Below are 9,250 nucleotides of genomic sequence, written 5' to 3' on the forward strand. Positions count from 1 at the left end.
ATTTCCTTAAAGCACTTTTTTAGGGGTAAAAAGAGGGCTTTAAGGAAATAGATGGTAAGAGCGAACAGATACTTTATACCAGGACAAGATAAAACCGGGGTGACGCTTGACGAATAGGCGCTTAATGGAAGATAAATTAAATCTCTTCTGTCGCCCCCTTAAATTAAGGGGGCGGTTTTTTTCTATATTTTTGTAACCTGACAATTGCTTTTCACTATTTTTATTCAGAGATATGACTATTCAAAAACCATCAGATTGGGACAGCCGGGTGGGCTGGGGAAGGCGGTTGGCAAGGGTAGTCGGAAAGAGACGGTAAGGCGAGAGGAGTAAGGGAGTTGTCAAGGAGAAGTTCCATAAGTGAAAAACCCATAGGACAATGGCCGAGGAGACTCGTTGACTGGCTCATTCCGACAGGTGCAAGGAAGGTCCACTCATTGGTGGACAAGGTTTATAAGATGAAGAACTTGGAGGTGGCATGGGAGAAGGTTAGACGAAACAAAGGTGCCGGAGGTATTGATGGCCGGAGCATAGATGCATTTGAGGGGGAGCTGAGTGCAAACCTCAAGCGGCTGCATGAAGAGCTCAAGAGCAACAGATACCAGCCGCAACCTGTACGTCAACAGATGATTCCCAGGCCGGGACAACCGGGGAAGTCACACCCGTTAGGTATACCGACGATATACGATCGTGTATGCCAGCAGGCTCTGCTCAACCGGCTGGAGCCGATCTTCGAACCGGTATTTGATGATGCCAACTTCGGCTACCGGAAGGGGAGATCACCGAAGGATGCGCTGCGGAAGGTCTGGAAGGAGGTGCAGAGAGGGTGTGAGTGGATTGTTGATGCTGATCTTAAGGACTTCTTTGGATCGGTGGATCATGAGAAGCTCATGACCTTGGTAAACCGGCGTGTATCGGATGGTCGGGTGCTGAGCCTGATAGAAGGTATACTCAAGGCCGGATGTTATGCGCAGGGGAGACAGTTTCCGACAGAGCAAGGCACGCCGCAAGGTGGGGTAATTTCACCATTGTTAAGCAACATCCTGCTAACGCCGTTTGACCGGGAGATGAGGAAGAAGGGTTACAGGCTTACAAGATGGGCGGACGACCGGGTAGTCACCTGCAAGACAAGGTCGGAAGCCCGAGCCGCACTGAGCACAGCGAGGAAGATATTGCAGGCGCTTGGAGTTGTTCTCCATGCCGGGAAAACCCGTGTAGTTCATGTTCGACAGGGGTTTGAATTTCTTGGCTATAAGATCAAGCGAGGCAATCGACCACTGAACCTGTCCCCGGGCAGGATACAGAGCAAGGTGAAGGCCGGGAGTCTGTATACTTTTCCACGAGAGAAGTCAGTCAAGCACTTTAAGGAGCAGATTCGCAAGCGAACACGGCGGAAAGCACCCATAAGTGTATACGAACTGATCGAGGAACTCAATCCGGTCATTCGCGGCTGGGGAAATTACTACTGCAAAGCTCATATCCGTAAGCTCTTCAACCGAATAGACAGATGGATTGTGCGACGGGTCTGGTCGTACAAATTCAAACGCTGGCGTAATACCGGATGGAAGAAGTTGCCGGAAGCCGGATTATATGGCGAGATGGGTCTTGTAAATCTTGTTTCTCTAATACCGACTATTACATCCCGCTACTAGCGAACCCTTGTGAAAGCTGGATACGGGAAAACCGTACGTCCAGTTTGTGCGGCGGACGGTGGTTAGCCTTCGGGCGCCTCCTCCGACCCGACATCGCTGGCAGGGGCAGGACAACATAACCTGCTCCGAGAGAAGGAACCCTGCTTTGTTCACGCTTACCGAAGAGTAAAGGGTGGAGATGATTGCATTATGCTGGAAACATCTGAAAACTCGAAAGAGACCGTCGGAGCGCTCCAGAGGAAGCTATATCTTAAAGCCAAGCGCCAGCCCGCTTTTCGATTCTATAGTCTCTATGACAGGGTCTATCGAAGCGATGTACTGCAACACGCTTACGATCTTGATAAAAAAATAGGGGCAGAAGTCGGGAAATTGGAAAGGCGTGCATGCTTAAGAAAGAAGAACATCGGAAAGCCGTATGCGGGAAAACCGCTTGTCCGGTTTGATGAGGGGAGGCTGCGAAACCTGCCTTTTTATCAGCAGGTTCGCTGCCTTCTACTCTAATGTTCCCATCCCGAACACAGAAGTTAAGCCCTCCAGGGCCGATGGTAGGGTACCGGCAACGGTGCGGGAGAGTAGGTCGCTGCCGAATTTAATTTCTAAAAAGCCTCCTGGTTTATGCCAGGGGGCTTTTTCCTTTTGGTAGAGCCTTATCTCAGGGACCTCTAAAAATTATTATTCATGCATCTGCAACCTCAGCATTAAATGGTGAAGCCATATCAACCGATCTATATTCCTTGCGGGCTGGATTGATCCGGAAGTAATTAAATTTACACACTGAAGTTCCACGTGATAGACTCGACGCACATTACATTCTGACTGTAAAAATTTAAAAGAATATAAAGAACCAAAGAAGGTTTCAGGAGGACCGGAGGGAAATGACTCTAAATGATCTTAAAAAGAGCCTGCTGTCGATTGCACTCCTTTGTTTTATCCTGTCAGGTTGTTCCGCTTATGATAAAAGACCGCTAGCCAAAAAAGGCCTGCTGGACCTCACCTCCTCGGAATTTGAAAAAAACAGGATTGTAAATCTCGATGGGCAATGGGAGTTTTACTGGAATAAACTTCTATCACCCGAGGATTTTCGTAGTGGAGTGCAATTTGAGAGTACCGGCTATATTGATCTCCCACAGACCTGGGATGACTACAACCTTGATGGAAAGAACCTGCAGACTGACGGCTATGCGACATTCCGTTTACTATTGAAAATTAAAGAGGATGATGAATTTAAAGCACTTCGCGTTACCAAAGTGTTGTCAGCATATAATCTGTGGGTCAATGGTAAATTGCTTGCCACCAGTGGTACCGTTGGAGTAAGTCATGTAACTGAGAAACCGAGACTTTCTCAAATCATTTGCAGAATTGAACCGGGTAGTGATGAGTTGGAGCTCATTTTGCAAATATCAAATCACAATTATCGTAACGGCGGCCTTATGTCGTCAATCTCTTTCGGTTCGGAAGAGCAGATTCATAAAAGCCAAAATAGAGAGCGGGCGCTTACAATATTTATCCTCAGTGCACTCATGGTCATGGGTGGATATCATTTTGTCCTTTACATGCTGCGAAGAAAGGACCTGGCGCCCCTTTTTTTTGGACTTTATTGCTTGTTCTGGGTAGTCAACAATCTGTTTTCTTCTCCTTCCGGGTGGCTCATTCAATTTATCCTTCCTCATACCTCCTGGACGGTTTTTTATAGAATAGGTTTGATGGCATATTATCTCTCTAATCCGGTTTTTATTATGTTTCTATACTCTCTCTTCCCTCGGGAGTGTTCTGTTGCCGTCATCCGCATATATCAATTCATAGGAGTCATTTTTTCTCTGCCCCTTTTTTTTATGTCCGTAAAATTAATGAGTCATGCCGTACCGGTATATCATTTATTTACTTTTATTCTTATTTTTTACTCTATATATCTGCTGGTTAAAGCAGTCCTTCGAAAAAGAGAGGGCGCGCTTATCATCCTGGCCGGTTTCGGAATAATAGCTGTTTCAGGAGCCAATGACATGCTCCATGACAGCCGCGTCATTGATACAGGTTATATTATTCCCACAGGTCTGTTGATCTTTATCATTTTTCAATCCTTTGTGCTCTCCATGCGTTTTTCCAGGGCCTTTTCATCGGTAGAGAAACTTTCCGGCGACCTGGAGGAGAAAAACATCACCCTTGCCAGGGTTGACAAGATAAAAGATGAGTTTCTTGCCAACACCTCTCATGAACTTAGAACCCCGCTGAACGGGATTATCGGTATAGCCGAGTCTCTGGTGGCAGGGGCGGGTGGGAAGCTGCCTGAAAAGGCAGCCCAAAACCTCTCTCTCATTGCCGGCAGTGCCAGACGTCTTGCCGGGCAGGTAAACAATATCCTTGATTTTTCCCGCCTGAAAAACAAAGATGTGGACCTGGTGAGAGGACCTGCCGATCTCCATGCACTGTCAGATATGGCAATTGCAGTTCTAAACCCCCTCGCAGCTGGAAAGGGTCTCAAGCTTAACAATGCCGTATCTGCGTATCTGCCTTTTGTAGAGGGCGATGAAAATAGACTGCTACAGATACTCTATAACCTGATCGGCAATGCCATTAAGTTCACTGATCGCGGTGAGGTTACGCTGTCCGCTGAAGTAAGTCATCAAAAGGTTTCAGTAGCTATATCCGACACAGGGATCGGCATTCCTGAAGAGAAGCTGGATGCTATCTTTCTTTCATATGAGCAGGTTGATTCCAGTTCCTCCCGGCGTTTTGGAGGGACAGGCCTCGGTCTTGCCATCACAAAACAACTTGTAGAACTTCATGGCGGGACAATTAGTGTGGAATCGAAAATAGATAAGGGATCGACCTTCCGCTTTACCCTCCCTGCCATCAGCAATGATCCAGTAAATGGTGAAGGCATGAATAAATCGACATTTATTGACAGTGAACCTTTATCTTCAACTGAACTGACCTATCCTGAATATAGAATTAAGGAGTACTCTCTCAAAAAGGATGGTGCCGGGGAAAAACCTTCCATCCTGGTTGTCGATGATGAACCGGTCAATCTTCAGGTTGCAGTCAATCATCTTACCCTGGCAGGGATGAAAGTTCACACAGCCGGATGCGGAATCGAGGCCCTGGAGTCTTTGGCAGAAGGGAAGAATTACGACCTCATCCTTCTCGACATTATGATGCCTGGAATGACCGGTTATGAGGTCTGTCGAAAGCTCCGCGAAACATATGCGGCCGCTGAACTCCCTATCATCATGCTTACTGCCAGAAACAGGGTTCCAGACATAGTAGAAGGTCTGGAGAGGGGCGCCAACGATTATATTATAAAACCTCTCATCAGGGAAGTACTGGTAGCGCGCGTCCGGTCTCACCTAAAAGTCAAGGATTCCTTTGAGGCTTTAAAAGAAAACACGCGACTCAAAAAGGAGATTGAACGGCGAAGAGAGACGGAACAGGACCTCCGCCTCATGCAGCGACGCCTCTCCATGATGCTCGACACAGTCAATGAAGCCGTCATCGCCGTCAATGAAAGCGGCGAGATAACATTTTGTAACGGTGCGTGCGAAGCTTTGGCCGGCTATACAGCTGAATATCTGCTCGGTAAGGCGATGGGAAACCTTTTCGCCGATGATACAGCCCAAGAACTTACGTCACTCATTATTAATGATGGGGGATGCGAGCTGAGGACGGGAGGGCCGAAAGCCTATCCAGGGATCACTCTGAAAAAGGAAAGTGGGCAAAAGGTCTTCGTTGATATGGCGCTTACACCCATCGAGATTGAAGAGGAACTCCTTTATATCCTGGGGCTTCAATTGCCTGACGAAGTGTCGGGTGGCAGTGGAAACGGGCAAGGCCTTCTTTCGAGGCTTTCAGTGCTCGGTGAGTTGAACAAAAACCGGGAAAGTATCAGGTCTCTGGAAGAAAAGCTTAGCGATCTGTTACCGCAGATAAAGTCGGAGGAGGCTGGTTTGCTTGAAGACCTGAAAGTGATCGAAAGTACTCTGGACCATGTCAGCCATACCCTGCTGGGCGAAGAGGAAAAGAAGGACAGGTCTCTCCTTGCCGTTGAGGTAATGAACCTTGCCCTGGAATACTGGGTTGAAGCCACAGGAAAAACGAAAATCGATCTGGCACTGGAGTCAAAGCTCTGGAAGGTCTATACAAACCTTGACGGATGGGAGCGGGCCCAGACGCTCGACAGGTACCTGGATATTGATACCATGCCGAAAAATCCCCGCTGGAAGAAGGTTATGGCTACCGCAGATTTCGTACTGGCCTGCTGCAGCGCATCGTCGCCAAGGCGTGAAGCGCTGCAAGGCGCCCTCGTAAAGTTCCGGTTCTCCGGGTGAGATAGAGCGCAACATTCTGTTCACTTCCTTCGATATCTTTTTTTCATAAGTAACTAAACAATTCTTTCAGAACCATTCCCTCTAGTAAAATCATCAATAAATTCAGATAGATATATCGATATTAACAGTTTTAACAAGATGGGTTCTTGCGATAAGATAATGAAATAAGTTAGTCTGGCTTTTGATTTGAGGAATGCAGTAAATGCATCGTCCAGGGAATCAATTGAAAGGTTTTGATATCGCCCTGCCATGAAGAAGTTATTCAATTTGAAACATAGAACAGGAGGTTAAAATGAAGAAATTAATAAATTCATTGATTTCAGTAATGATGATCTTGTCTGTCGCCATACTATTGCCGTCGTGTGGTGGTGAAGGTGGCAGTAACAGCCGTCAATCCGGTATTATAGACACTGACGGTGACGGTTTATCAGACACCGATGAAATCAACATCCATAAAACCGACCCATTCTTGGCGGATACGGATGGTGATTCATATCTCGACGGTGAAGAAATCGCCGATTTCAATCCCGCAAACAATATGTATGTATTTAATCCTCGCATTGCAGACATGGCATCAATCGCAGTCGATCTCACTTCGCTGCCCCAAGTAGATATGGTATTCACCGCCTCAGACAGTACTACGAAGTCAATCAGCACCAGTCACGGGCAGGTCACAAGCAGCAGCATTAATCATGACTGGGGTGGTGAGAGCAGCCAGCAAATAGAGATAGGTCATACCGATAGTCTCTCAAACACAGTAACGGCTGGAGTTCAAGTCGATATCAAAAAAGAGGGTGGTGCTTCATTCAAGCTTGAAAACGCCCTCACCTTAGGTTTTGAGAATTCTGTAAATGAAAGTAATGGCTCGTCCATAAATTGGAGTGCCAGTGAGAAGCAGGCCAACAGCACAACCTACGAAGAGTCGCTGGCTGAGAGTGAAACCGCTGGTACTACCTTAACAAATGGCACGCTGGAAATCACCGCAAGTGTCAGGAACTCAGGACACATCCCCTACGATCTGGAAAACCTGACGCTAACGGCATTCTTCTTTAGTCCTCAGCATCCCTTCGATATGGAGCCTATTGGAACGCTTACCTACAGTAGTGGTGGCGATTTCCCCAAAACCTCTATTCTGAGTGGTGTAAGCCCACCCCTGAATTTCAGCACAGATGTTTCCTTGCAGAAGGCCCATCGCCTGCTGCGCGACTCCGACAATATAGTTATCATGCCGGCGACCTATCGCCTGCTCGATATTGATGATAATTCCATGCTGCTAGTGGATAAGGACGTATCGGTACGTACTGCGTCCATCACAATAGACTATGGCATTCATGCCGCCAGGCAGGATAAATACCGTGTCGCTGTCAACAGTGGTGACGGTGCCCAGGGTATCAGTCTGGCCTGGGCTCTACAGGATATTCTCGGCCTTTCTATTTCACAGGGACCGGGGGAATGGATCTACGGAGACGATCCCACAGCCAGTATTACGCCAAGCGGCTTACTGGCAGTTGGCACCTACGTTATGGATACAAGCACCAATCGGTACTGGCTGTTGGCGCACAATCATACGACAGATGTCGGTGGCGGCCGCACCACTGACTTTTATCACCTGCTTAATGAAGGTTATGACCTGAATGACATCCACCTCATGGCCGGAGATAAGGTTACTCTGGTTTACGTCGGCGATGAAGACCGCGATGGCCTGAGCGACCGTCTGGAACGTGATTATGGTACGGATCCTAATAAGTTGGATACCGATGACGACACCTTGATGGATGCTGTTGAGATCTACGGCTGGCTCTCCAACTTGGCGACGCCGCCCTGCGACAGTGGTGATCTAGTACGTGTTTACAGTAATCCCCTGACGGCCGATTCGGATGGTGACGGCATCTCGGACAGCGATGAGAAGTCACAATGTCAAAATCCCGCCCTTGATTTTGTTGCCATGGCCGGTAATGACGACTCCGTTAATGTGGGCAGCGCCGCCACGCTTTATGGAAGCGTCCAGAGTACCGCTCCGGTGACCCCTGTATATCACTGGCTTCTTCTAAGCGGACCCGATGTCCTCGTCGGTGGAGAAAGCACACGGGAGTTGAGCGGGGCTCAACCGACTTTTACTGCGCCTGATGAGGTCAGTACTCTCCTTTTTGAACTGGAGGTTAGGGTGGATGGAAGCGCCATGACTGATTATGTGAAAGTACAAGTGCAGAAGGATCGACTGAAGGCCGTTTACGTGGGCGATCCTGCAACTGGCGCCGCGCCGAATGGCAGTGCCCCTTACAGTACATTGAATGATGCCCTAATCGGAAAGCCCGGAATGGATGTCTATGTGATGAGCAAATCCTTCCCTTACGCAGTGCAAACCGTAGATATCCCCGATGGTGTCAGTTTATTTGGCGGTTACAACGAGAACTGGCTGCGCGACACCACCTACAATAAAACACAGATTGTGGCGAATATTACACAAAACAATCAACCAGCAGTGCGGATTGAAAGTGCTAGTAGTGAGATGTGGTTTTCGGGATTCTCGGTAGTTGCCGATAACAATTCGAGCAGTCCTGATAACGATGTGATTGCTTTTAAAGTTAATGGGGGTACATCATCTTCACCGAGTGGTCAGGTACACATATCTGAAAACACTATTGTGGCATTCGACGTAATATCTAGTCTTTCGACAAATCCCGGAACAAGCTATGCGTTATTAGCGAACAACTTGGTTATGCTGAGCATAGAAGGTAATACCCTTGTCAGCGGTAATGGTGGTAACGGGCAAATAGGAAATGGAGGAACGAAAGGTAATCCTGGCGGTAACTCACCGGGAACTGCCGGCGGTGCCAGTGCTTTTCCCTGTGATAATGATATACCTCCTGATTGTGGCAAAGGTGGTAATGGAGGAGCTGGTGGTACGGCTATTCCAATCCACTGGTATGGATACTTTGGCCAAGATGGGCACGATTCCGCCACTGGAGAAAAAGGAGGGGCGGGAGGAATTGGTGGAAGAGACGATGGCGGTAGTCCAAATGGTGAGGATGGTAACAGGGGTGGAAATGGAACTCCGGGCTTGCCTGGCAGGTTCGGTGAAGCAGGCTCTTTTAATTACTATGTTTTGCTTACTGAAGGATTTGAACCTGCAAATGGTAAGAGTGGCGAAGACGGCGGTCATGGTGGCGGCGGTGGCGGTGGTGGCGGCGGAATGGCGACGTTGTTAACCGCCGGTGGTGCTGGTAGTGGTGGCGGTGGTGGCGGCCAAGGTGGTACCACCGGTGAAGGTGGTGGGGG

At 48.3% G+C, this 9,250-nt stretch carries 3 protein-coding genes and 1 pseudogene; all 4 read left to right on the plus strand.

Features of this window, described 5'->3' with window-relative positions; translation table 11 throughout:
• Positions 1-335 precede the first annotated feature (335 nt).
• Positions 336-1,649, plus strand: a complete 1,314-nt coding sequence (gene ltrA, locus OEV42_20660; protein ID MDH3976682.1) for a group II intron reverse transcriptase/maturase — start codon at positions 336-338, stop codon at positions 1,647-1,649.
• A 189-nt stretch (positions 1,650-1,838) separates the two neighbouring features.
• A pseudogene (locus tag OEV42_20665) lies at positions 1,839-1,988 on the plus strand (group II intron reverse transcriptase/maturase).
• 536 nt (positions 1,989-2,524) lie between these two features.
• Complete coding sequence (locus OEV42_20670) at positions 2,525-5,971, plus strand: ATP-binding protein (protein ID MDH3976683.1); 3,447 nt, start codon at positions 2,525-2,527, stop codon at positions 5,969-5,971.
• Between the two features lie 1,267 nt (positions 5,972-7,238).
• On the plus strand, positions 7,239-9,250 hold a 2,012-nt coding region (locus OEV42_20675), incomplete at its 3' end, for a hypothetical protein (GenBank protein ID MDH3976684.1).

It is taken from the genome of Deltaproteobacteria bacterium (assembly GCA_029860075.1).
Taxonomy (GTDB): domain Bacteria; phylum Desulfobacterota; class JADFVX01; order JADFVX01; family JADFVX01; genus JAOUBX01.

Excerpts from the sequence above, each read along its gene's own strand:
- OEV42_20670 (MDH3976683.1), top strand. The coding sequence starts at position 2,525 with ATGACTCTAAATGATCTTAAAAAGAGCCTGCTGTCGATTGCACTCCTT.